Source organism: Halorussus rarus (genome assembly GCF_003369835.1).
GTDB classification, from domain to species: domain Archaea; phylum Halobacteriota; class Halobacteria; order Halobacteriales; family Haladaptataceae; genus Halorussus; species Halorussus rarus.
Genome location: NZ_QPMJ01000003.1, coordinates 265,001 through 284,749 on the forward strand (window position 1 = coordinate 265,001; position 19,749 = coordinate 284,749).

22 protein-coding genes are annotated in these 19,749 nt (G+C 70.9%); 10 read left to right on the forward strand and 12 right to left on the reverse strand.

Going from position 1 to position 19,749, the window contains the following annotated elements:
• The first annotated feature begins 210 nt into the window (after nucleotides 1–210).
• A complete protein-coding gene (locus tag DVR07_RS17490) occupies nucleotides 211–993 on the forward strand; it encodes a sulfurtransferase (RefSeq protein WP_115798602.1) in 783 nt (260 codons plus the stop codon).
• A gap of 80 nt (nucleotides 994–1,073) precedes the next feature.
• Here the strand turns inward: DVR07_RS17490 and DVR07_RS17495 are convergent, their stop codons facing one another.
• Nucleotides 1,074–2,075 (reverse strand): AI-2E family transporter, encoded by a 1,002-nt coding sequence (locus DVR07_RS17495; protein ID WP_193570242.1) that lies wholly within the window; start codon nucleotides 2,073–2,075, stop codon nucleotides 1,074–1,076.
• A gap of 142 nt (nucleotides 2,076–2,217) precedes the next feature.
• Between DVR07_RS17495 and DVR07_RS17500 the strand changes: the two genes are divergently transcribed.
• Genes DVR07_RS17500 through DVR07_RS17510 form a run of 3 tightly spaced genes read left to right on the forward strand, consistent with a single transcriptional unit; the run spans nucleotide 2,218 to nucleotide 6,297 of the window.
• Complete coding sequence (locus DVR07_RS17500; RefSeq protein WP_115798603.1) at nucleotides 2,218–3,369, forward strand: thiamine ABC transporter substrate-binding protein; 1,152 nt, start codon at nucleotides 2,218–2,220, stop codon at nucleotides 3,367–3,369.
• A gap of 1 nt (nucleotide 3,370) precedes the next feature.
• Nucleotides 3,371–5,203, forward strand: coding sequence for an ABC transporter permease (locus DVR07_RS17505; RefSeq protein WP_115798604.1), 1,833 nt, complete (start codon nucleotides 3,371–3,373; stop codon nucleotides 5,201–5,203).
• The gene (locus DVR07_RS17510) at nucleotides 5,191–6,297 is read left to right on the forward strand and encodes an ABC transporter ATP-binding protein (RefSeq protein ID WP_193570243.1); all 1,107 of its coding nucleotides are present in this window, start codon (nucleotides 5,191–5,193) and stop codon (nucleotides 6,295–6,297) included. The genes DVR07_RS17505 and DVR07_RS17510 overlap by 13 nt, the downstream gene beginning before the upstream one ends.
• Nucleotides 6,298–6,332: 35 nt before the next feature.
• Here DVR07_RS17510 and DVR07_RS17515 read toward each other — a convergent pair whose 3' ends face one another.
• The 3 genes from DVR07_RS17515 to DVR07_RS17520 all read right to left on the reverse strand — a co-directional run bounded on the left by DVR07_RS17515 (nucleotide 6,333) and on the right by DVR07_RS17520 (nucleotide 9,230).
• Nucleotides 6,333–6,581 (reverse strand): hypothetical protein, encoded by a 249-nt coding sequence (locus tag DVR07_RS17515; protein ID WP_115798605.1) that lies wholly within the window; start codon nucleotides 6,579–6,581, stop codon nucleotides 6,333–6,335.
• Complete coding sequence (locus DVR07_RS21830; RefSeq protein ID WP_162829619.1) at nucleotides 6,578–6,748, reverse strand: hypothetical protein; 171 nt, start codon at nucleotides 6,746–6,748, stop codon at nucleotides 6,578–6,580. The genes DVR07_RS17515 and DVR07_RS21830 overlap by 4 nt, the downstream gene beginning before the upstream one ends.
• 130 nt (nucleotides 6,749–6,878) lie before the next feature.
• Nucleotides 6,879–9,230, reverse strand: coding sequence for an ATP-dependent DNA helicase (locus DVR07_RS17520; RefSeq protein ID WP_115798606.1), 2,352 nt, complete (start codon nucleotides 9,228–9,230; stop codon nucleotides 6,879–6,881).
• A gap of 167 nt (nucleotides 9,231–9,397) precedes the next feature.
• Here DVR07_RS17520 and DVR07_RS17525 point away from each other — a divergent pair, with 167 nt between their 5' ends.
• Nucleotides 9,398–9,853 (forward strand): universal stress protein, encoded by a 456-nt coding sequence (locus DVR07_RS17525; protein ID WP_115798607.1) that lies wholly within the window; start codon nucleotides 9,398–9,400, stop codon nucleotides 9,851–9,853.
• Nucleotides 9,854–10,037: 184 nt separating this feature from the next.
• Here the strand turns inward: DVR07_RS17525 and DVR07_RS17530 are convergent, their stop codons facing one another.
• Together DVR07_RS17530 and DVR07_RS17535 are read right to left on the reverse strand one after the other, a co-directional pair.
• Nucleotides 10,038–10,562: a GNAT family N-acetyltransferase gene (locus DVR07_RS17530; protein WP_115798608.1), complete on the reverse strand. Its 525-nt coding sequence runs from the start codon at nucleotides 10,560–10,562 to the stop codon at nucleotides 10,038–10,040.
• Nucleotides 10,559–10,927, reverse strand: a complete 369-nt coding sequence (locus DVR07_RS17535) for a universal stress protein (RefSeq protein ID WP_115798609.1) — start codon at nucleotides 10,925–10,927, stop codon at nucleotides 10,559–10,561. The genes DVR07_RS17530 and DVR07_RS17535 overlap by 4 nt, the downstream gene beginning before the upstream one ends.
• Nucleotides 10,928–11,079: 152 nt before the next feature.
• Here DVR07_RS17535 and DVR07_RS17540 point away from each other — a divergent pair, with 152 nt between their 5' ends.
• Entirely contained in the window at nucleotides 11,080–12,084 is a 1,005-nt protein-coding gene (locus tag DVR07_RS17540) for a DUF5806 family protein (RefSeq protein WP_449272234.1), read from the forward strand.
• Nucleotides 12,085–12,138: 54 nt separating this feature from the next.
• Here DVR07_RS17540 and DVR07_RS17545 read toward each other — a convergent pair whose 3' ends face one another.
• The 5 genes from DVR07_RS17545 to DVR07_RS17565 form a co-directional block, all read right to left on the reverse strand.
• Nucleotides 12,139–13,191 (reverse strand): hypothetical protein, encoded by a 1,053-nt coding sequence (locus DVR07_RS17545; protein ID WP_115798610.1) that lies wholly within the window; start codon nucleotides 13,189–13,191, stop codon nucleotides 12,139–12,141.
• Nucleotides 13,192–13,257: 66 nt separating this feature from the next.
• Entirely contained in the window at nucleotides 13,258–13,878 is a 621-nt protein-coding gene (locus tag DVR07_RS17550; RefSeq protein ID WP_193570244.1) for a DUF7529 family protein, read from the reverse strand.
• A 77-nt stretch (nucleotides 13,879–13,955) separates the two neighbouring features.
• Nucleotides 13,956–14,402, reverse strand: coding sequence for a DUF7112 family protein (locus DVR07_RS17555; protein WP_115798611.1), 447 nt, complete (start codon nucleotides 14,400–14,402; stop codon nucleotides 13,956–13,958).
• Between the two features lie 128 nt (nucleotides 14,403–14,530).
• A complete protein-coding gene (locus DVR07_RS17560; RefSeq protein ID WP_115798612.1) occupies nucleotides 14,531–14,938 on the reverse strand; it encodes a 30S ribosomal protein S6e in 408 nt (135 codons plus the stop codon).
• Between the two features lie 46 nt (nucleotides 14,939–14,984).
• Nucleotides 14,985–15,581, reverse strand: a complete 597-nt coding sequence (locus DVR07_RS17565) for a hypothetical protein (RefSeq protein WP_162829620.1) — start codon at nucleotides 15,579–15,581, stop codon at nucleotides 14,985–14,987.
• 102 nt (nucleotides 15,582–15,683) lie between these two features.
• On the opposite strand from DVR07_RS17565, the gene DVR07_RS17570 reads away from it, so the two are divergent.
• The gene (locus DVR07_RS17570; RefSeq protein WP_115798614.1) at nucleotides 15,684–16,379 is read left to right on the forward strand and encodes an SOUL family heme-binding protein; all 696 of its coding nucleotides are present in this window, start codon (nucleotides 15,684–15,686) and stop codon (nucleotides 16,377–16,379) included.
• Between the two features lie 54 nt (nucleotides 16,380–16,433).
• Here DVR07_RS17570 and DVR07_RS17575 read toward each other — a convergent pair whose 3' ends face one another.
• Nucleotides 16,434–17,195: a hypothetical protein gene (locus DVR07_RS17575; RefSeq protein ID WP_115798615.1), complete on the reverse strand. Its 762-nt coding sequence runs from the start codon at nucleotides 17,193–17,195 to the stop codon at nucleotides 16,434–16,436.
• A 420-nt stretch (nucleotides 17,196–17,615) separates the two neighbouring features.
• Here DVR07_RS17575 and DVR07_RS17580 point away from each other — a divergent pair, with 420 nt between their 5' ends.
• From DVR07_RS17580 to DVR07_RS17590, 3 genes are all read left to right on the forward strand, one after another.
• Nucleotides 17,616–18,332, forward strand: a complete 717-nt coding sequence (locus tag DVR07_RS17580) for an AzlC family ABC transporter permease (RefSeq protein WP_115798616.1) — start codon at nucleotides 17,616–17,618, stop codon at nucleotides 18,330–18,332.
• Complete coding sequence (locus DVR07_RS17585) at nucleotides 18,329–18,676, forward strand: AzlD domain-containing protein (RefSeq protein ID WP_115798617.1); 348 nt, start codon at nucleotides 18,329–18,331, stop codon at nucleotides 18,674–18,676. Before DVR07_RS17580 ends, DVR07_RS17585 begins: the two co-directional genes overlap by 4 nt.
• Nucleotides 18,677–18,747: 71 nt before the next feature.
• Nucleotides 18,748–19,701 carry an RNA ligase family protein gene (locus tag DVR07_RS17590; protein WP_115798618.1) on the forward strand — a complete coding sequence of 318 codons (954 nt, stop codon included), beginning with the start codon at nucleotides 18,748–18,750 and terminating at the stop codon, nucleotides 19,699–19,701.
• Nucleotides 19,702–19,749: the final 48 nt, after the last annotated feature.

Sequence of the window (19,749 nt, forward strand, 5' to 3'; positions counted from 1 at the left end):
GGTAGGTAACGCCTCCTGTCGGCCGTCCCGGAAATTGTTGCCCCTTCCCCGTCGGCCCGCGAGAAGTATCCTCGAACTGATACGGGCGGCCCGCGGCCGGCTCCCGACCGCTCTTCCGGAATCAGGCAGTTCTTTCCGGTAGCTGTGAGACCGGGCGAGTAGTCGCCCGAACCAGGGGCCATTTAGCCCCGGCGCGCCTACCCGCCCGACATGAACCAGGACGTCGTGGTCGGCGCCGACTGGCTCGCCGACCGCCTCGACGAGGTGCGAGTCGTCGACGTGCGCGAGGCGTGGGAGTACGACGGCATCGGCCACGTCCCGGGCGCGGTCAACATCCCGTTCGACAAGTTTCGGAGCGGCGACGACGAGGACGCGGGGATGCTGCCGGGCGCCGAGGCGTGGGCCGAGCTGCTCGGCGAGGCCGGCATCGCGGCCGACGACACCGTGGTCGCCTACGACGACACCCACGGGGTGTTCGCCGCCCGCTTCCTCGTGACCGCGGAGCTGTACGGCCACGAGGACCTCCACCTGCTCGACGGCGACTACAGCTCGTGGATGCGCGAGCACGAGACGAGCAGCGCGACGCCCGACGTCGAGCCGACGACCTACCGGATCAGCGAGCCGACCGACTCGCCGCTGGTCGACCGCGAGGATGTCGAGGCCGCGCTCGACGACCCGGACGCCGTCGTCGTCGACACCCGCGACGACTGGGAGTACGTGGAGGGCCACCTCCCCGGCGCAGTCAACCTCGACTGGCGCGAACTCGTCGACGAGGAGACCCGGGGGCTGAAGCCCCGGGACGACATCGAGGCCGTCCTTGCTGACCACGGTATCACTCCCGACCGGCGCGTGGTCCTCTACTGCAACACGGCCCGGCGCATCAGCCACACCTACGTCGTGCTCTCGTCGCTGGGCTACGAGGACGTCGGGTTCTACGAGGGGAGCCTGACCGAGTGGGAGGCGGTCGGCGGCCCCATCGAGACCGGGTCGTGAGGCGGCGGCCGGACGCGCGTTCTCGGTCAGTTCGGAACCGACCACGGTCGCTCCGACCCGCCCGTCGACACGGAGGGGGTCTACGCCCGGCTGCGGTCGTACCCGTTGACCTCGGCCGCGAGCAGTTCGGTCGCCTCCGCGAGCAGCGCGACGACCAGCGGCCCCGCGATGAAGCCGATGGGGCCCAGGCTGAGCAGCCCGCCGGTGAAGCCGATGAAGTAGAGGCTCCCCGGCAGGTGGGCGGTCTCGCGGGCCAGCCGCGTCCGGATGACCGCGTCGGGAAGCCAGCCGATGATGACGCCCCCGAGCACCAGCACCAGCGCCGCCGCGACCACCTGGTCGGCGGTCAGTCGGTAGGCCGCCAGCAGCGCGACCAGGAACGAGGGGCCGACGATGGGCAGGAACTGGAGGAACCCCGCGACCAGCGCGAGCGTGACGACGAACGGGTAATCGAGCACGTAGAACACGGGGAGCGCGACCAGGAAGGTGGCCGCGGCCGTGGCGGCCTGCAGGACGTAGATTGCGAACAGCGTCTCGCGCGTGCGCTCGTGGAAGGCGGCCGCCACGTCGCGGTACGCCGGCGGAATCGGGGCGAGCAGGGCGCGGCGGGCTTCGCCGCGCCGGATGAGCAGCGCGAACACCAGCAGCACGAACAGCGTCGCCTTGATGGCGAGCACCGGCGCGACCCGGGCGAACTGGAACGCCAGGACGCCGAGGTACTCCCGGGCGGGTTCGGTCACGGCGCCGGCATCGACGGTGTAGACCGTACCCAGCAACTCCACGCTGACGCTCTCGGGGAGGTCGAGGAGGAAGTCGACCAGCGCGGCCCGCCGCCTGTAGACGAGGAAGCCGAACGACGCGAAGAACAGGAGCAGTCCCACGAACGCCACGGTCGTCGCGGCGACGCTGGCCCACCACGGGTGGACCCCGCGCCGGACGAACCGCTCGTGGAGCGGCACGAGCACGTAGGCCACCGTGACCGCGAAGAACACCGTTCCGAGCACGTCGAACAGCACCGCGGCCGCGAGCAGCCCCAGCAGTCCCAGCACCCCCGCCAGCACCCACTGTCGTCTCGCGGACATAGCCGCCACATCGGACCCCCGGACGAAAACGTTTCGGCTCCGCCCGGCCGACGCCGATCTCGGTCGCGTCGGGGTCTCGACGTCCCCGCCACCCGGCGCCAGATGACGCCAGTTAAGTATCACCGACTGTAACCACCGGGTAATGAGACGACGAACCGTACTGAAACACGGCGCGACCGCGACGCTCGTCGGACTCGCCGGCTGCACGGGCGCCGGCGACGGCGGGCAGGAGACGACCACCACCGAGTCGACGACGACCGAGTCAACGACGACCGGGGAGACCACCGCCGAGACCACGACCCGGGCGGGGCTCAGCGGCACTCTCCGGGTCGCGACGTACGGTTCGTTCGTGGACGCACCGAGTTCGTCGCCCGGGCCGTGGCTCAAGGAGGAGTTCGAGAAGCGCCACCCCGACGTCACCCTCGAGTGGCAGACGCCCGAGAACGAGGTCAACTACTTCATCCAGCGGGCCGCCCAGGGCGTGGACATCGAGGCCGACGTGTACGTCGGGCTCAACGTCGACCACCTCATCCGGATCGACGAGCAACTGGGCGAGACCCGACTGTTCGAGCCGACGGCCGACGCGCTCTCTCATTACGGCCACGTGAAGGAGGGGCTGAAGTTCGACCCCCAGAACCGCGCGATTCCCTACGATACGGGCTACATCAGTCTGGTCTACGACGAGAGCGCGTTCGAGGCGCCCCCGACGACCTTCCAGGACCTGCTGAAGGACCGGTACCAGGGCGACCTCATCGTCCAGAACGCCAAGACCGCCGCCACCGGCCGGGCGTTCCTGCTGTGGACCGTCAACACCGTCGGCGAGGACAAGTACCTCGACTACTGGTCGAAGCTCAAGGACAACGGCGTCAAGATACTCGGCTCGTGGGACGACGCCTACACGGCCTACGGGAACGGCGAGGCCCCGATGGTGGTCTCGTACTCGACCGACCAGGTGTACGCCCACCGCCAGGACCAGGACCTGACTCGGCACCAGGTCGGGTTCCTCAACAACCAGGGGTACGCCAACCCCGAGGGGATGGCGAAGTTCGCGAGCACCGACCAGCCCGAACTCGCCGAGGCGTTCATGGACTTCATGCTGAGCAAGCAAGCCCAGAAGCAGATCGCCCAGCTCAACGTCCAGTTCCCCGCGACCGACTGGGCGCCGCTCGGCGAGGAGTTCCAAAAGTACGCCAAGGAGCCCGAGGAGCCGGTCACGTTCACCTACGAGGAGCTCCAGGGCAACCTCGACGACTGGGTCGACTCGTGGGCGCGCCAGATCGCCGGCGGCAGGTAGCGTGACCCGAGACGGGGCGGGCGGCGACGCGACCTCGCGCGGGGACGCGCAAGCGCGGCGCGCCCCGGGTCAGCGCGTGCCGACCCGGTGGCTCGAACGGCACGCGCTCGCGGTCCTCGGAGCCGCGACTGCGGCCGTCCTGCTCGTCGTCTTCTACTACCCCGTACTCACGGTGTTCGCCGACGCGGTCCGGGTCGGCGGCGCGTGGACCCTCGACGTCGTCGCCGACGTGCTGACCGACCCGTTCTACTTCGGCGCGCTCGCCCCCGTCTTCGCCGGGGAGTTCGGGCAGGTCGGGGCGGTCGCCGCCGAGTCGCCGCTCGGCCTCGTCGGGTTCACCGCCTACCAGGCGCTGCTCTCGACGGTCGCCAGCGTCGCGCTCGGCCTGCCGGGGGCCTACGTCCTCTCGCGCTACGAGTTCCCGGGCCGCCGGACGCTCCGGTCGCTGACCATCCTCCCGTTCGTGCTCCCCTCCATCATGGTCGCCATCGGCTTCGTCGCGTTCTTCGGGACGAACGGCCCGCTGAACGACCTGCTGGCCGCGCTCGGCCTCGGTCCCGTCAATCTCCTGTTCACGCTCGAAGCCATCGTCGTCGCCCACGCCTTCTACAACGCGCCGCTCGTGGCCCGCGTGACGACGGCGGCCTGGGAGAGCGTCGACGCCCGGATGGTCGAGACCGCCCGGTCGCTCGGCGCCGACCCCTGGCGAGCCTTCCGGGACGTGCTGGCGCCCCAACTCCTCCCCGCGATTCTGACCGGCGCGCTGCTCACGTTCATCTTCACGTTCATGTCGTTCCCCATCGTGCTCGCGCTGGGCGGGTTCGAGCTCGCGACCGTCGAGGTGTGGGTCTACTCGCTGGTCCAGGAGCTCGACTACGCCGAGGCCGCCACGCTCGCCGTCGTCGAGACGGTCCTCTCGCTCGCGCTGACCTACGCCTACCTCCGGTTCGAGGCCCGCCAGTCGGGCGGCGGCCGGGCCGCGAACCCGCCGGCGCGCAAGCGATTGCTCCCGGCCGACCCCTCGCCGGGCGCGGCGCTCGAACGCCTCGGCGTGCTCGCCTACGCGCTGGTCGTCGCCGTGGTGTTCGCCGGGCCCGTCCTGACCATGGTCGTCGAGAGCCTGACCGGGCCGAACGGGTTCACGCTCCAGTACTACCGGTTCCTCGTCGAGCGACAGGTCGAGGGCGCCTCCTTCCAGACGAAGCCGGGGGTCGCGGTCCGCAACTCGCTCTTGTTCGGCGTCGCCACCCTCCTCGCGGCGCTCCCGATGGGCGTGACGGTCTCCGTCCTCACGGCCCGTGGCGGCCGGTGGGCCCGACTCGCCGACGTCGCGGCGATGGCCCCGTTCGCGGTCAGCGGCGTCGTCGTCGGCCTCGGGATGCTCCGGGGCCTGGTCTTCGGCGTCGACCTGTTCGGCCACCGGCTCCAGATAACGGGCCCCGTCGCCATCGTCGCGGCCCACGCGGTCGCGGCCTACCCCTTCGTCGTCCGGAACGTCGCGCCGCTGCTCGGCGGCGTCGACCGCTCGGTGGTGGAGTCGGCCCGGGCGCTCGGCGCGACCCGGGTCCGGGCGCTGCTCGACGTGGAGCTCCCGCTGGTGGCGTCGGGGGTCGCCGCGGGCGCCGCGTTCGCGTTCGCCATCAGCATCGGCGAGTTCGATTCGACGGTGATTTTGGCCACCGGGAGCTCGAGCTACACGATGCCGGTCGCCGTCGAGCGCTACATCGGCAACCGCACGCTCGGGCCCGCCACCGCGATGGGGACGGTGCTGCTGGCGGTCACGAGCCTCAGCTTCGTGGTGGTGGACCGGTTAGGGGGTCGATGGGAAGCGTGACCGACCTCTCGCTCCGCGGCGTCTCCAAATCGTTCGGCGGCGTCGACGCCCTCCGCGACGTCAGCCTCGACGTGGCCGACGGCGAGTTCTTCACGCTGGTCGGCCCCTCGGGCTGCGGGAAGACGACCACGCTCAGAGCTATCGCGGGCTTCGAGTCGCCGGACTCGGGGTCGGTGCGGTTCGGCGGGACCGAGATGGCCGGCGTCCCGCCGGAGAACCGCGACGTCGGCATCGTCTTCCAGAACTACGCGCTGTTCGCGAACATGACCGTCGGCGAGAACGTCGCCTACGGCCTCCGGTTCCGCGACACCCCCGGCGGCCAGTCGAAGGAGGCGCGAGTGGCGAACCTGCTCGAACTCGTCGACCTGCCGGGGTTCGAGGACCGCGACCCCGACGAGCTGTCGGGCGGGCAGCGCCAGCGCGTCGCGCTGGCGCGGGCGCTCGCGCCCGGTCCGGACGTCCTGCTGCTCGACGAACCCATGAGCGCGCTCGACGCGCGACTCCGCCAGGAGCTCCGGACGCAGGTCAAGGCCATCCAGTCGGAACTGGGCATCACGACCGTCTACGTCACCCACGACCAGGAGGAGGCCCTGGCCGTCTCGGACCGGGTGGCCGTGATGAACGACGGTCGGGTCGAGCAAGTCGGCGCGCCCGAGGCCGTCTACCGGCGGCCCGACACCCGGTTCGTCGCGGAGTTCCTCGGCGAGAACAACGTCTTCGCCGGCGAAGTCGCGGAGAGTGCGGGCGAGCCTGCGGGCCGCGGAGGCGACGGCGCGGGCGCGACGGTCCGGGTCGGCGCCGCCTCGTTCCGGCTCGCGGAATTCGACGCGTCCGAGGGTAGCGAAGTCGTCTTCTGCGTCCGCCCGGAGAAGCTGGCCGAGGGCGGCGGGCCGAACGGCTTCGAGGCCGACGTCGAGACCGTCGAGTTCCTCGGCGAGGCGTTCCGGGTCCACCTCGACTGGGACGGTCGGGACGTGACGCTCCGGACGCCCGAGCGACCGTCCGCCGACCGGCTCTCGGTCGGCTTCGCGCCCGAGGACGCTCACGTGGTCTCGGCGGGCGGCCGCGAGCGGGCGGTCGTCGAGGAGCGGTAACGCGCTCGCCGCGACGTCGAGACGGGCCGTTCGAATCAGGTATCGTCGGCGTCGCCGGGGAAGCAGTTGGTGCAGTCGTCGTAGAAGACGGTCTGGCGGGGCGAGAGCTTCCGCCACGTCGCGTCGTCGCGCTGGAGGAACGCCCGGCACGCCGGCTCGTCGCCGGTCTCGTCGGGACGATGGCGCTTCTTCGTGGTCGCCGAGGGGCTGACGAGGTACTGCCGGTCGGCGTCCTCGGTGGCGGCTCGGTCGCCGTCGTCGGGGGCGGCGCGGCCCGCGCTCATCGGTGCTCCTCCACGTCGACTGTGCTCGACCTGGCGGCCCTGATCCACTCGCGGGTGGCGTCGGGCGTGTAGAGGACGAGTTCGGCCTCGCCGTCGCTGTTCGTCCGGGCGTACGTCTCGACTCGGCCGCGTGCGTCGTCTGCGGTTAGGGTGGCGTGTGTGTTCATTTTCGGGTGCCTCCCGTGGGGTCGGTCGACACCCGGATATTGGGGTCTCAACCGGTTAAAGGCGAGCCAAGGGCGCGGTGAAAGTGAAACTGGCGATCGAGTCGGGCAGGGTAGTCCCGGCCGACTCCCCCTATTCACGCCCGCGCCAGAACCGCTCCAGTCCGAGCGAGAGCATGTCGGGACTCACCGGCTGGAACTCCTCGCGCTCGGTCGGGGGCAGGTACTCCCGGACGCTGTCCCACGAGTCGCGGGCGTACCGGGAGTCGACCAGGACCCGGACCCCGACCTCCTCGGGCCCCCGGATGACCCTGCCCAGCGCCTGTCGTGCTTTGCGGACCGCAGGGACCGTCAGCGCGTACTCGAATCCGTCGCCGAAGGCGCGGTCGTAGGCCGTCCTGACCGCCTTCGTCCGGGGACTCGCGGTGTTGATGATGGGAACGCCGCAAACCGCCGCGGCGTGGAGGCGGTCGCCCTCGTAGTCGACGCCCTCGGTGAGGGTGCCCCGGAGGCTGGTCACCAGCACCTTCCCGTCGCCGCCGAAGAACTCGGCCTTGAGGTCCTCGGTCGCGTCGTCGGCGCTGCTCTCGTCGAGCAGCACCGGCTTCTCGACCTTCGGGTTCGCGCGGAGCGTCTCGGCGGCCCACTCGGCCTCGGCGTAGTTGGGCATCCCGACCAGCACGTTGCCCGGCGACTGGGCCACGTCCCGGAGCGCGTCGGCGTACGCCTGGCGGGCTGGCGTCTCCTCGCCCGGTGCGCCTCGATTCTCGTAGGTGAACTTCGGCGCGTCCACCGCGAAGCTCTCGCGGTTCGCCTCGGGGAAGTTCAGCCCGTAGGTCCGCCGGACGACCGGCCGGCGCTCCTCCTCGCGGAGGTGCCGGAGGCCGGTCACCTCCTCGAACACGTCGAGGGGTTCGAGGGTCGCGCTCATCAGCACGCCGCCGCCGAACTCCGCGAGGCGCTCGCCGATGGCGTCGCTGGGCACGCAGTTCTGGATGGCGAGGCGGGCGTTGTACGCCCGGCGCCACGAGGAGTCGGGCTCCTTCTTATTCCAGGTCCGCTCGAGCTCTATCTCCCGGAAGTAGCGCTCGTGGTCGTTGCGGTACCACTCGCCGAGCACCCGGCCCGCCGCCGGGGCGGCCCGCTCTTTCTCCTCGTCCTCGGCCTCGTTGAGGATGCGGGCCGCGACCGCGCCGGCCGCCTCGGCACGGACCCAGACGCCGTCGTGGTGGCCCGCCGACTCGGCCCACTCCGATATCTCGTCGGGCTGTGGCTCGGTCGGGTCCCGGAGCGGGATCTCGTCGTCGGGCAGGTCGTGGAGCTGCGACTTCCAGCCGCGGTGCTCGCGTTCGAGGTGGGCCGTCACCCGTCGGTCGAGCTCCTCGCGGAGGTCCCGGAGGAAGTCCCGGACCTCCTCCAGCTCCGAGAGGCTCACGTCGCTGTCCGAGAGCTCGCCCCGTATCATGTCGGCGTCGGCAGTGGTGTGCGTCTCCCTATCGTCGAACTTGACGGGCTGGATGACCCGCGTGAGCTCCGATTCGGCGTCCCGCAGGGTCGCGTCGCCGACCGCGTCGCTCACGAGGTCCCGGACGCGGGGTTCGAGCATGTGGGCCTCGTCGCAGACCACGAAGGTCGAGTCGTCGAGCAGCGCGCCGGTGAACCCGCCGGTCGTCACGGGGTCGAAGGCGTGGTAGTAGTTGCCGACGACGACCTCGGCGTGGGCCAGGATCGCCCCCATCATCGAGTGGGGGCAGGTGCCGTGCTGGACCGACAGCCCGACCAGCTCCTCCGGGTCGATGAGCCCCATCCCGTCGAAGTCGAAGGGGACCGACTCCACGGGGTCGCCGTCCTCGGGCAGTTCCTCGAGGAACTGGGCGTAGAACGGGCAGTACTCCACGTCGTCGTACTCGGGCATCTCCGGCGGATAGGGCGAGGGCTCGCCGGCGGTCTCCAGATAGGACGCGGCGGCCCGGCCCTGCGCCCCCGAATCGGCCAGTCCGGTCTGTTGGCTCCGGGCGCGCGAGACGAGGTTCTGCGCGGTGGTCGAGCCGCCCTCGCCGGTTATCGCCCGGGTGTCCTCGCGGAGCGACTCGCACCGCTCGTAGACGTTGCCGTCGTCGATGCCGCCCGCGCTCTCCCGGTTGTACGGGCAGACGTCGGCCTTCCCGACCAGCGTGAGCCCGGTGACGGGGTCCCAGTCGTCGGGCAGGCCGGCGTTGATGGTCCGGAGGTCCTGCTCGAACTGCCGGAGTTGCTGCTTGACGCTGGTGAGCACGACCACCCGCTCGTAGTCGCTGTCGGGGTCCCGGACCAGGTGGATGCCGGCGGTCAGCGCCAGCATCGTCTTGCCGGTGCCGCAGGCGCCCTCGACGACCGCGAAGCCGCCGTCCTCGGCGGTGTCGACGGCGGTCTCGATGCCGTCGACCTGCTCGTCGTACGGCTCGGCGTGGCCGAAGATCTCGCGCCACGAATCGCTGGACGTCACTGGGCCGGGGTTGGTCGCCTTCGGGTTTGAACGTTTGGAATCGGGGAATCGGGCGGGTCGACCGTCGGGTTCGGTCGGCGGGCCGGGGTGACCGACCGGCGTGGTCGCCGCGTCGGACCGGGTCCGGGAAGCGAGGATTTTTGCCGAGCGGCCTCACAGGTACCCACATGACCGAACCGCCGCTCGAAGTCGATTGCGTCCTCGTCCCCGTCGACGGGAGCGACGAGTCGGCCGAGGCCGTCGAGTACGCGCTCGCCGTCGCCGAGAAGTACGGCGCCTCGGTCCACGCGATGTACGTCCTCGGCGAGGAACTGGTCCGGGGCATCGAGAGCGGCGCGGTCGACGAGGAGGACGTCGTCTCCGAGACCGAGACGTTCCTCGGGGAGGTCCGGGCGACGGCGGCCGACTACGACGTGGCCGTCTCGTCCTCGAACGCCTACGGCTTCTCGACCACCCGGAAGACCCAGCACCCCGGCAGCGCGGTGCTCGACACCGCCGAGGACATCGAGGCCGACTTCGTCGTCATCCCGCGGGAACCCCTGAGCGGCGAACCGGGCGAGGTGCTGGAGAAGGCCGCCGAGTACGTGCTGCTGTACGCGAGCCAGCCCGTGCTGTCGGTGTGACGAGGTTGCTCGACCGCATTTTCCACCGTGGGGAACCAGTTATTGTACCGCGAGTGACCGCAGGAAGCGAGCGGACCAAGTGAGGACCGGAACGGGCAGAGCGAGTGGAGGGCGAACGCAGTGGTTTTCATCAACGTTTTGCAAGAGAGCGCCTCTCGGGGCGCGACCGCAGCAAACGGTCGTCCTACAGCCGCAGCACCATCTCGATCTCGAAGCTCTCGGTGCCGTGGGTCTCGAAGCCGACCGACTCGTAGAGGTTGACGGCGGCGTGGTTCCAGCGCTCGACCGTGAGCCAGACCTTCTCCGCACCGTTTGCCCGCCCGTGGCCCAGCAGCGCCCGGATGAGCCGCGAGCCGATGCCCGAGCGCTGGAACTCCTGGTGGACGAAGATGGCGAGCTCGTAGGCGTCCTCGTCGGGGACCAGCGTGGCGTGGCCGACCGCCCGGTCGTCGTGCCACGCCACCACGTTCAGGCCCTCGAGCAGGGTCTCGAGCCAGTCGCGGACCCGCTCCTCGGTGGCCGGCGGGATGCCCTGGGCCCGGTCGGCGGGGTCGAAGTCGGCGTACATCTCCACGATGGCGTCGAACTCGCCCTCCTCGTAGGGCCGGATCTCGATCTCGCGGCCCTCCTTGTCGGCGAACGACAGCGGCGGCTCCGGGAACGACCCCGCGGCCGGTTCGTCGGGGTAACTCCGCTCGCTCGGGCTCATCGTACCAGTTTGACGCTCACGGCGGAGTTCAGCAGGACGAACTCCGCGATGTGGCCCAGCTTGATCTTGCCCATGGGGCTGCGCTGGCCGCCGCCGAGGACGATCTGGTCGAACTCCCCGCGCTCGGCGAGGTCGACGAGCTGGCTCCCGGGGTCGCCCGAGAGCTGGCGCACCTCGGCCGCGAACGCCGCCGTCTCGAGCGCCTCGAACACCCGCGACTCGATCTCGCCCGTTTCGCGGTCGCTCTCGGGGTTCTCCAGGACGACGACGGTGAGGTCGTCGCCGGCGGCCTTCGCGCGTTCGATGGTCTCCTCGAGGGCCCGCAGCGAGTCGTCGCTCCCGCCGATTCCGAGCAGTACGTTCATGTCTCCCACAACCGCACCCGCCCTCAAAACAGTTGTCAGTCTCCCACGACCGCGGTTCCGAGCCTCCCGCTCGAATCCCGGTAACGACCGCCAGACCGCGGGAACCGCCGCCAGACGACACGCTTTTCCACCTCCACTCGTAACCCCGACCCATGGCAGACGACCAACCGCGTCCGCCCGAGAACGACAACAAGGACGCCGACGGTGAAACGCCTCGCAGCCCGGAAACCGACAGCGAGGTCCGACGTTCCGATGCCGGAATCGAGAGCGACGCCGACGAAGCGATTGCTGCGGAAACCGACGCTGAACCTGACGCCGAAGTCGACGCTGACGCCGCGACCGATTCCGGCGACGAGAGCTCCGAGGAATCGCCCGACGCGGCCGCCGACCGGTCGACGGACGATCCGGCGGATGCCTCGGTAGATGAGACCGACGAGTCGCAGGTGGACGAGTTCCAGGCCGACGCAGCACCTGCGGATGACTCGGCCGGGCGCGACGAGGGAACACCGGCGCAGGACGAGGAGAGCGCGACGGACCTCGACGAGACGCCCGCGGAGACCGACGATACAGCCGACTCACCGGCCGACGACTCCCCGGCCGCGGACGTGCCCGAGGACGTCCGGAAGTACGCCCGGTTCAAGAAGATGGACGGCGCCCAGTACGACCGGGTCAACGAGTTCCTGCGCGACCGGACGTACATCACCGCCCGCGAGTGGGCCATCGCCCGGCTCTGCGCCGACTTCCGGACCGAGACCGGGGTCGAGATGACCAAGATCGGCGAGAACCTCCCCGAGCTCGTCCCGTTCATGACCGACACCTACACTCCGCAGGCGGTCAACCAGGCCCGCAGCTCCTTCGAGAACAAGGTCCGGCAGGCCGGCGCGACCTTCCTCTACGGCGCGATGTCGGGGTTCTTCACGGCCGAGGAGCTCGACGACATGATGTACGAGGTGACCGAAGTCGCGAAGTTCCTGCTCGAGGTCGAGGGCGTCGACCTCTCGGTCGAGGAGGAGCTCGAGGCCGAGGACCGCATCTCCGACGTGATGCGGGAGGTCCAGTCGGCCAGCGAGGAGCTCCGCCACGACGAGCTCGCGTGCCCGAACTGCGGCCACGAGCTCGAGGCCGCGGAGGCCGACACGGTAGAGGGCGACGACTGACCAGTCGCTGACTGACACGACTGAACGTTGACGCCGACCGACGAGACGCCCCGCCTACTCCTCCTCCTCGTGCTGGTCGCTTCCCGCGACGAACGGCCCGATGAACAGCGTCGACTGGGAGACGGTCGCCAGTCGCGAGATGTACGAGATCAGTATCATGAACGGGACGAGCGCCACGGTCGCGGCCCCGCTGACGAACCACAGCCGGTTCTCCACCCCGAGGGTCGCCTCGGGGAAGACGCCGGGGTCGTACATCTGGCTCGCCCAGAACGCCAGCAGGAGACACGGGAGCCCGGCGTAGAGCAGCGCCCGCGAGAAGTTGATGAACTCCGTGCGGATGTACGTCGTCTTGAGGTACCCCCGCGCGGTGACGAACAGCTCGATGGCGTTGACCATCTCGACCAGCGCCTCCTTCTCCGCGTCGTCGAGCCGGTCGGCGTACTCCTTGCGGATCCGCCGCAGGTGGCGTATCTTCCCGGAGGTGTCGAGGTCCATCACGGCCGCGACCGCCTCGAACCCGCCGAACTTCGCGTCGGTCAGCTCCTCGTTGACGTCGTCGGCGTCCTCGACCAGCTTCCGGGCGAACTCCCGGACCTCGGACTCCAGCTCCGGCCCGCCGTCGACGGTCTCGGGCAGGTCGGTCGCCCGGTCGCGGAGCGCCGACACCAGGTCGTCGAGGTACTGCCCCGGCGAGAGCGGGCTCACGGTGTCGTCGAGCAGCCCCTCGCTCTGACGGCGGAGCTTCATCGTGTCGTCGAGCCGGCCGCGCTGGTCGCTGACGGGACCGAGCTCCGGCGAGAGCACCAGCTGGTTGATCGAGAGGACGATGGTGACGACCGAGACGATGGTCTTGAGCAGTTCGACCAGCGCCGTGGCGGGCGAGACGCCCTCCGAGAGGAACCGCTGGACCGACACCGGCCCGAACGTCCCGACCGCGACCGTGAGGACGAACGTCCCCGCGGCCAGCAGGCCGACGACCAACCAGCGGTTGGCGTCGATGAGGAACCACCGCTTGAGGTCGAACAGCGCCCGGCGGAGCCGCCCGCGGTCGGGCTGCTCGATGGTGTCGGTGATCTCCGTCGGCGAGTCGACGTCCGCTCCTGACATTCCGACCGATGGGTTCGACGGCCGGCCCTTTCGGTCCGTCGGCCGACGGGGAGCTGTCGACCCCACTTACCCGTCGGCGCCGTCGCCCTCGTCGTCCTCCGTCGGCGCGAAGTTCGCCGGCTCGTCGTGGGTGAACTCGATTTGCTCCTCGCTCAGCGTCCGGACGTAGGTCCGCATCTCCCCGGCGTGCTCGGCCTCCTGGAGCATCCCCTGGGCGTCCTGCGTGTCGTAGTAGGCCGGGTAGAGCACCGCCACCTCGGCGTCGGGGTCCTCCATCGCGACCACGAGCAGCACGAGCGAGTCGGCGGTCGCCCGGAACGCCTCGTAGGAGTCGAAGCCGACCTCGCCCTCCACGAGGGTCTCGAGCTCGGCGAACTCGTCGTCGGGGACCAGCACGTCGAGCCCGAACCGGTCGTCGTTCTCCGTCGGCGCGAGCGCGGTCACGTCGCCGGGGTGGAGCTGGAGCGTCTCCCACCCTTCGGCCTCGTACTCGGCGGCCGTCGCCTCCATGTCACCGATGATGTCGTCCCAGTACTCCGCCGCCCGGAGGTGCGTGCCGGGAATCTGGCTCGCCTGCTCGAACGCCGCGGCCGGGTCCTCCTCGGCGAGCCGTTCGAGCTCCGCTTCGTCCTCGGGGGTCGTCTCGTCGGCGACCGACTCGTCGCGCTCCTCGGCGTCCTCGCTCATGGTTACGAACGCGACGTTCCGGGCAAAAAGTCTTGGTACTCGAATCCGCCCTCGACTCGGACGTTTCCGGCCCTCGTCTACTCGTCGAGCTGCCGCGCGATGTCGGCCAGCCCCTCGTCGGGCGACTCGGTGGCCTCGTAGAAGACGCGCCGGCCCGGTTCGCGCAGGCCGTACTTGAATCCGGGCTCGACGACGTCGACCAGCACCGACTGGCCGAACTCGATGCCGGTCCCCTCGACCCACGTCGAGAGGTGGTTCTCGCCGTCCTCGGGGTTGCGCGCGAGCGACGGCGACTCGTAGAGCCCCCGGAGCTCCCGGCCCTCGCCGGTCAGCGGCGACTCGATGCGGGCGCGGTACTCGGTGTCGTCGGCGACGACCCGGACGAGTTCGCCGTCCGGGAAGGTGTCGAGGTCGACTTCATCGGTCGGAATCTCGACCTTCGGGCGGTCGAGCCCGCCGCTCCGGACGAGCGTCGCGCGGACGGTCGTCAGCGAGGAGTGGTCGCTGGAGATGCGGTCGGCCATGCGTGTGCTGTTCCGTTCTAGCCGTCTGAGAGAGAAAACGCCTGCGGTCGTTCCGCGGCGCGTCGCGGGGCGTCCCGCACCGCGTCGCGGGCCGTGTTCCGCGTTACTTCCCGAGACGCGGTCCCGCGCTACTCCTCGTCCTCGCCGCCGTCGCCGCCCTCGCCGAGCAGTTCCTCGACGTCCTGGTCGCCGCGCTCGGCGATCTTGACGTTGAGCTGGGCCGTCGCGTCGCTGACCTCGCCGCCGCGGACGGTCACGCGCTTGCGCTCGCCGTCGCGGGACGGCTCGTAGCCGACGCCGCCCTCGAGGAGGACTTCCTTGAGGTTCGGGCCGGCGACGTCGCCGCGCATCGGGCGACCCGCGTCGTCGGAGCCGCCGGTGATCTCGACCGTGTAGCCGTCGAGGCCGACCGCGCCGCCGTCGACCTCCTCGCCGATGGACATGCCGAGGAACCGGTTGGCGTCCTGTCCGTCAACGTCGCGCTGGTAGGTCGTCCCGGAGTCGGGGTCCGCGACGACGACCTGAAAGTCTGCCATACGGGTCAGAAAGGGGACGTTGCCTAAAAATACGTCGAAGTGCGGCTTACGACTCGCAGCCGAATCCCGCGCCCTCGACCCCTGACTCGCCGACTCGCAGCGACAGCTCCGTGACGTGGCCGTCGCACCGGATCAGCCCCCAGGCGGTCAGGACGGTCGCGTTCGTCCCACTGCCCTCGCGCTTCTCGCGGACCGTGTAGACGACGTTCCCGGTCGGCGGCACCCCGTCGTCGGTCACCGTGAAGTTCGGCGACCCCTCGAAGAAGGCACCGCCGACCGTATCGCCGCCCGGGTCCACGTCGGTCACGTTCGACTCGGGACCGAACGCGACCGCGCCCAGTCGGTCGGGCGCCGCGATTCGCCGCGTCGAGCCGTTCGCGTACGTCACGGTGACGTTCTCGAAGGGCTCGGCGACCAGGCGGGCGGCGACGACGTACGTCCGGGCCGGGTCGCCGGTCAGCTCGACCGCGAAGGTCTCGTTGCCGGCCGGGGTCGGCGTCTCGGCGTCGGGTGCGCTCGCACAGCCCGCGAGCACCGCCAGGAGGGCGAACGCGAGCGGAACCGTGAGGCGCCTCGCCCGGCGTCGCGGCGGACTCGATTCGGTGGTACGGGGCGGTCGACTCGCGGGGGGACGTCGCGTCACGGAGGACGATTCGCCGACACTGCACTTGAATCTCCGTAGATTTCGCGCCGGCGGCGCGAACCCGTGGCGCGGACTTTTCTTCCCCGGCGCCGTACCCGACCCATGCGCGACAGCATCAAAGCACTGACAGCCGGCGCCGGCGGCCTCCTCGCGGCGTGGGTCGGCTGGGGGCTCTACGTCGACCGCACGACCGAGCGCGTCCCCTACGAGACCGTCGAGACGTTCGACGGGGCGGAGCTCCGGCGCTACCCCAGGACGGTCCTGGTGGAGACGACCGCCGACGACCAGCGCACCGCCTTCGGGCGGCTCTTCGGGTACATCTCGGGCGAGAACGCGGCCGACGAGGAGCTCTCGATGACCGCACCCGTGGCCACCGACGCCGATGGAGGGGGTACCGCGGTGTCGATGACCGCCCCGGTCCGGACCGCGCTCTCCGGCGGCGAGCGCGTGCCGATGACCGCCCCGGTCCGCACCGACTCCGGGTCCGGCGCGGGCGGCGGCAGCGTCACCATGGCGTTCTACCTCCCGGCGGAGTACTCGCCCGGCACCGCCCCGACGCCGACCGACCCGCGAGTCCGGCTCGTGGTCGAACCGCCCCGCACGCTCGCGGTCCGGTCGTTCTCGTGGTACGCGACCGACGACCGGATCGAGCGCAATCTCCGGGACCTGCGCGACGCGCTCGACGCCCGCGACCTCGCCGCCCGCGGCCGGCCGGTCGTCCTCCAGTACGACGACCCGTGGACACCGCCGTTCATGCGCCGGAACGAGGTCGGCGTCGAGGTCATAGACGAGACGTAGCCGCGAGCGTCCGTCGCCGTCGCGATAGCGCCGTCGGTCGCGCTGGTCGCCCGGCTACGCGAAGTCGCCGAGTTCGCTGTTGACCCGGTAGGTCAGCTCCTCGCCGTCCTCCTCCTCCCCGTCCGGCGAGACCCGCCGGACCCACGCGGTGTAGCTCTCGGGCAGGTCGTCGAGGTCTACGCGGATCTTCAGAACCGTGGCCTCGCGGGCCTTCGCCCGCATCGCCGCGCGCTGGCTCCGCTCGAACGACCCGTCGCCGGCCTTGACCTCGCACCAGTACTCGGTCAGGACGGGCCGGTCGGGTCCCAGCCGGACGACCGCCCGGCAGTCGGGCTCCCACCGCCGGTCCGACCGGACGACAACCGGCTCGGGGGCGGTGTCGAGTTCGACCCGCAGGGGCTCGTCGCTCGCGTCGCCGCTGTCGGAGAGATCGACGTCGACCCGCGCGAAGTGGGTGAGCAGCGGCGGATTCACCGGCGGCGTGCAGACCAGCGCCTCCCCGAGCGCGCCGTACTGGTTGGCCTCGGTGTCGAACGTCAGCCCCTCGGTCGGCGTCCCCTCGGGCGTCCGGGTCCGGCGGTCGGGCCACCCGACGAGGTAGCCGTCGACGTCGTCGGGGTCCTGCGGGGCGGCCCGCTGGACCTTGACCGCGGCGTCGCCGTCGGCCGACAGCTCCCGGGCCCGCCGGTGGGCCGCGGCCTCCGAGTCGAAGTCGAGGCGGTCGCCCTCGGCTCGGACGAGCCGCCGGACCGCCCGGTTCTCCTCCCGCGCGCTGTCCTTGACGGCGACGGTGAACGGGTCGGGGTCGAAGCTCATTACCGGGTGTGTTCGGGCGCGGTATTTGTATCTGAAGATGCGCGACCGAGGGTGAAATCTGACGGCTACTCTGTGGGCCGGAACTGCTCCCTACGTAGCAGAACGTCGAACGACGGCGCGAAGCTAGCTACTGCCGTCACCTGTGTACCGCAACCGCCCCGCCACGCAACCGCGGGCCTCACACCTCCCCAACCGCTTGCGTTGCTCGCTCGCTCCGCTCGCTGCGCTACTCTATCCCTCGCACGCCTGGCGCGACACGAGGTCGAGCCAGCGCGCGCCGGCCTGCCGCCGAGCCACCCGAAAGTTCTCAAGGACCTCCCCGCGGAGCGCCGTCCCCGGTCGCCGGCCGCGTCGCGCCCGACCCCGTGCGATTGGCCGGTTTCTCAACCTCTTTATCGGTGCTCGCCCGTAGCCACGGGCATGTCCGGCTCCGCGACCGGGTCCGGCGAGCCGCGCGCGGCGTTCCGCGCGGGCGTCCGGGACGTGCTGCCCGCGCTGCCCGCCAACGTCCCGTTCGGTATCATCGCGGGGGTCGCCACGGTCGGCGCGGGGTTCGACCCGGCCCAGGCCACCGCGTTCGCCGGGATGCTGTTCGCCGGGGCCGCCCAGGTCGCCGCGGTCGAACTCGTCGACCAGCGCGCGCCGGTCGTCGTGGTCGTCGCGACCGCGCTGGTCGTGAACCTCCGGTACCTGATGTACAGCGCGTCGCTCGGCGCGCACTTCCGGGACCTCTCGACCCGGTGGAAGCTGGTGGTCGCGTTCTTCCTGCTCGACGTGACCTACGCGCTCTCGGTCGGCCGGTTCGAGGGCCGCGAGGACGCCGACCCGACCGGCGAGGGCCGGTGGTACTACCTCGGGACCGCGCTCCCGCTGTGGGGGACGTGGATCGCCGCGAGCCTCGTCGGCATCGTCTTCGGCGCGCGCGTCCCGGCGGGCTGGCAGCTCGACTTCGCCATCCCGCTGCTGTTCATGGGGCTGCTGTTCCCGGCGCTCGACGGCGGTCCGTCCTACGTCGCCGCGGGGGCGGCCGGCGTCCTCGCGGTCGCGGGGTTCGGCCTGCCGTTCAACGTCGGCATCCTCGCCGCCGCGGTCGGCGGCATCCTCGCTGGCGTCCTCGCGGAGGTGAGCCTGCGGTGACTCGGGCGCCGCTCGGCGACGCCTCGGTCTGGCTGGTCGTCCTGGCGGCGAGCGCCGGCACCTTCGCCATCCGGCTGTCGTTCATCGCGCTGTTCGGCCGGCTCGAACGCGTCCCGCCCCGTCTCGAACTCGCGCTGCAGTACGTGCCCGCGGCGGTCCTGACCGCGCTGGTCGCGCCGCGACTCGTCTACCTCGACGGCGCGCTCGCGCTCGGCGCCGGCAACGAGCGACTGCTCGCGGGCCTGGTCGCGGCGGTCGTCGCGTGGCGGACCGAGAGCCTGCTCTGGACCATCGTGGTCGGGATGGCCGCGCTCTGGACGCTGACGTGGCTTCCGGTCGGGTGACTGTCCGGCGCGTTTCGCCCCCGGGGCTCCCGTGCAAACCCTTACCTCCGCGCGCCGACAACTCCCCGGCCATGAAGCGGTACCCCGAGACCCCCCGCGCCGCCGACGCGCCGCCCGGCCTGTTCGAGTCGGGGCACCTCTGGCTCCAGGAACTGGTCGACGGCGCCCACCTCCGGTTCCGCCTGCGGGAATCGGGCATGCTCGAATTCGGCGACCGGGACAGGGTCTATCGGGACACCGCCGCGCGAAGCGCGTCGAGCAGTCGGACGGGGTCCGACGACGCGGACGAGATCCCCGCGTCCTACCGCCACGCGGTCCGGCACGTCCGCGAGTCGTTCGACCGCGAGGCGCTCCGGGCGGCCCGCGAGGACCCCTCGTCGGTCGTCTTCTTCGGCGAGGCGACCGTCCGGTGCGGCGTCGACTACGACTGGGACCGTACCCCCTCGTTCCTCGGGTTCGACGTCTGGGACGCCGACGCGCAGGGCGCGTCGAGCAGTCGGACGGGGTCCGACGACGCAGATGCGGGACAGTTCCTCCCGCCGGACGCGGTCGAGCAGGTGTTCGACCGCGTCGGACTCGACTCGGTCAACGTCTTCGCGAAGGAGGTCCGGGCCGCGGACTTCGACCCCGAGGACTACGCGATTCCCGACTCGGCGTGGTACGACGGCCCCGCCGCGGGCGCGGTGGTCCGGAACAAGACCGGCCAGCGAGCCGTGATTCCCAATCTCGACGTCGAGGAAGCGGCGGTCGACGAGACCGCGCCGGTCGACCCGTCGGCCGAGGACGCCGAAACGCGCGCCGAGGAACTGGCCGAGCGGTTCGTCACCCGCGAGCGCGTCGAGGCGGTGGCCGACGACCTCGAAGCCCGGGGACGCCCAGCCACGTTCGACGCCGTCTTCGAGCGCGTGTTCGAGGCCGTCGCCCGCGAGGAGCACCGCCTGCTGTTCGGCGAGCGCGCGTCGGTCGACGTCGGCGCGTTCCGCTCGGCGGTGGCGGCCCGGACCCAGCGGCTCCGCGAGACCTGACCGTGGTCGAAAATACGGTTCGGTATTCAGCAGCGCTTGTGTGGTACT

What these genes read in the sequence shown, in the direction of transcription:
- DVR07_RS17570 (WP_115798614.1), top strand. Translation starts at nt 15,684, where the DNA reads ATGCGCGACAGCATCAAAGCACTGACAGCCGGCGCCGGCGGCCTCCTC.
- DVR07_RS17580 (WP_115798616.1), top strand. Translation starts at nt 17,616, where the DNA reads ATGTCCGGCTCCGCGACCGGGTCCGGCGAGCCGCGCGCGGCGTTCCGC.
- DVR07_RS17510 (WP_193570243.1), top strand. Translation starts at nt 5,191, where the DNA reads ATGGGAAGCGTGACCGACCTCTCGCTCCGCGGCGTCTCCAAATCGTTC.
- DVR07_RS17550 (WP_193570244.1), bottom strand. Translation starts at nt 13,878, where the DNA reads ATGAGCGAGGACGCCGAGGAGCGCGACGAGTCGGTCGCCGACGAGACG.
- DVR07_RS17560 (WP_115798612.1), bottom strand. Translation starts at nt 14,938, where the DNA reads ATGGCAGACTTTCAGGTCGTCGTCGCGGACCCCGACTCCGGGACGACC.
- DVR07_RS17535 (WP_115798609.1), bottom strand. Translation starts at nt 10,927, where the DNA reads ATGAACGTACTGCTCGGAATCGGCGGGAGCGACGACTCGCTGCGGGCC.
- DVR07_RS17555 (WP_115798611.1), bottom strand. Translation starts at nt 14,402, where the DNA reads ATGGCCGACCGCATCTCCAGCGACCACTCCTCGCTGACGACCGTCCGC.
- DVR07_RS17525 (WP_115798607.1), top strand. Translation starts at nt 9,398, where the DNA reads ATGACCGAACCGCCGCTCGAAGTCGATTGCGTCCTCGTCCCCGTCGAC.
- DVR07_RS17545 (WP_115798610.1), bottom strand. Translation starts at nt 13,191, where the DNA reads ATGTCAGGAGCGGACGTCGACTCGCCGACGGAGATCACCGACACCATC.
- DVR07_RS17500 (WP_115798603.1), top strand. Translation starts at nt 2,218, where the DNA reads ATGAGACGACGAACCGTACTGAAACACGGCGCGACCGCGACGCTCGTC.
- DVR07_RS21830 (WP_162829619.1), bottom strand. Translation starts at nt 6,748, where the DNA reads ATGAACACACACGCCACCCTAACCGCAGACGACGCACGCGGCCGAGTC.
- DVR07_RS17495 (WP_193570242.1), bottom strand. Translation starts at nt 2,075, where the DNA reads ATGTCCGCGAGACGACAGTGGGTGCTGGCGGGGGTGCTGGGACTGCTG.
- DVR07_RS17490 (WP_115798602.1), top strand. Translation starts at nt 211, where the DNA reads ATGAACCAGGACGTCGTGGTCGGCGCCGACTGGCTCGCCGACCGCCTC.
- DVR07_RS17530 (WP_115798608.1), bottom strand. Translation starts at nt 10,562, where the DNA reads ATGAGCCCGAGCGAGCGGAGTTACCCCGACGAACCGGCCGCGGGGTCG.
- DVR07_RS17575 (WP_115798615.1), bottom strand. Translation starts at nt 17,195, where the DNA reads ATGAGCTTCGACCCCGACCCGTTCACCGTCGCCGTCAAGGACAGCGCG.
- DVR07_RS17590 (WP_115798618.1), top strand. Translation starts at nt 18,748, where the DNA reads ATGAAGCGGTACCCCGAGACCCCCCGCGCCGCCGACGCGCCGCCCGGC.
- DVR07_RS17540 (WP_449272234.1), top strand. Translation starts at nt 11,080, where the DNA reads ATGGCAGACGACCAACCGCGTCCGCCCGAGAACGACAACAAGGACGCC.
- DVR07_RS17515 (WP_115798605.1), bottom strand. Translation starts at nt 6,581, where the DNA reads ATGAGCGCGGGCCGCGCCGCCCCCGACGACGGCGACCGAGCCGCCACC.